This window comes from Microcystis sp. LE19-10.1B (assembly GCF_027530565.1).
GTDB lineage: Bacteria > Cyanobacteriota > Cyanobacteriia > Cyanobacteriales > Microcystaceae > Microcystis > Microcystis aeruginosa.
Genome location: NZ_JAPZQM010000299.1, coordinates 1 through 1,895, shown reverse-complemented (window position 1 = coordinate 1,895; position 1,895 = coordinate 1). Strand labels below are relative to the sequence as shown.

The window sequence follows — 1,895 nt, the reverse complement described above, 5'->3', positions numbered from 1 at the left end:
ATTCGGCGATTGTCGGTGCAACAAATAACTCGCGTAAGGGCATTTCTACCTGAAAAGCCTCACGGATGCGCGAAATTAGTTGCGTTGCTAATAATGAATGTCCACCCAACTCAAAGAAGTTGTCGTGAATCCCCACCTGTGAAACTTTTAATACTTTTGCCCAAATCGAGGATAATATCTCTTCAATGGGGTTACGCGGCGCAATATACTGCTCTTGGCTTTGGAATTCGGGAGCCGGTAAAGCACGATGATCGATTTTACCATTAGGCGTTAAGGGTAGGGATTCCAAAATGACAAAGGCACTAGGAATCATATACTCTGGTAACTTAGCTTTCAGGAATTGCCGCAGTTGAGTAATATTAAGCGAATTTTGCTCTTTTGGAGGGGAAATAATCTCTATTTGGGGAATAATATAGGCGACTAAACGTTTCTGATTTGTCTCATCTTCCCGAGCAATTACAACAGCCGTTTTGACCGCACTGTGCTGACTAAGAACGGTTTCAATTTCTCCCAATTCAATGCGGAAACCGCGAATTTTTACTTGATTGTCAATGCGTCCTAAATACTCAATATTACCGTCGGGTAAATAACGCCCTAAGTCTCCCGTTTTATATAATCTGCTTTCTGTTTCCTGATGGAAGGGATGAGGGATAAATTTTTCATTGGTTAACTCTGGATGATTGAGGTAGCCTCTCGCTAATCCCGCACCGCCTATGTGTAATTCCCCAGGCACACCAACAGGAACAGGTTGCAAATATTCGTCTAAAATATAGGTTTCTACCTTAGCAATGGGACGACCAATCACTGGTTTGAGGTTAGCTGTGATCAAACATATCGTGCTATCCACAGTGCATTCTGTCGGGCCATAAACGTTATAGAAATTAATGTTTTCAGCCTTGGCCAAAGTAGCCCACATAGATTCATCAATGGCTTCTCCTCCCACCAAGACAGATTGAGGATGATTGTCACTTTCTAGCAATCCTACTGAAATTAGTAGCCTCAGTTGCGATGGTGTGCAATCCAATACATCTATTTTTTGCTGCCGCAGGTGGGATAACATGGCATGGCTATCAAATCGCACCTTTTCTGGCACAATGTTCAGGCTATGACCATATATCAGTTGAATAATTTGTTGCACAGAAGCGTCAAAAGCTAAAGAGGCATTGATGCTGACTCGCAATGGGGAAATCTGATGGTGAGCATAGATAGCTTCATGCAGTCCGTGAGCAAGATTGACAACGGAGGAGTGCTGAATCATCACTCCCTTTGGCTTTCCTGTTGAACCTGAAGTGTAGATTGCATAAGCTAAGTTTTCCGGTTGAACTTCACAGCAGGGATTTGATTCCTGTGCTTGAGTGATAAACGACCAGTCAGTATCTAAACAAACGATTTCTGATTGGTGTTTTGGAAGTCCTGCGATTAAATGTTTTTGGGTTAACAGAACTCTAATTTGAGCATCTTGGAGGATATACAGTAAACGCTCAGTTGGATATTCTGGGTCAAGAGGAACATAAGCACCACCCGCTTTTAATATCGCTAATAACCCCACAATCATGTCTAAAGAACGTTCAAGACAAATCCCCACTAATTGCTCAGGTTTTACTCCTAAAGACTGCAAATAATGTGCTAACTGATTAGCTCGACAATTTAACTCATTGTAGGTTAATTGTTGCTCTGAATATACAACTGCTACCGCTTCGGGTGTGCGTTTTACCTGTTCTTCAAATAACTGATGAATACACTTGTCAGCAGGATAATCTACCTCAGTATTATTCCAGTCAATTAATAACTGTTGTTGTTCAACTTTAGTTAACAAAGGTAATTGAGAAACTCTCTCACTCGGATTAGTAATAATCCCCTCAAGTAGAGTCAGAAAATGACCGTTCATTCTCTCA

1 protein-coding gene is annotated in these 1,895 nt (G+C 41.5%); it reads right to left on the bottom strand.

Annotation, left to right across the window (positions count from 1 at the left end; translation table 11 throughout):
• Window positions 1–1,895: non-ribosomal peptide synthetase (locus O9332_RS10690; protein WP_288025410.1), on the bottom strand; the 1,895-nt coding region annotated here is incomplete at both ends.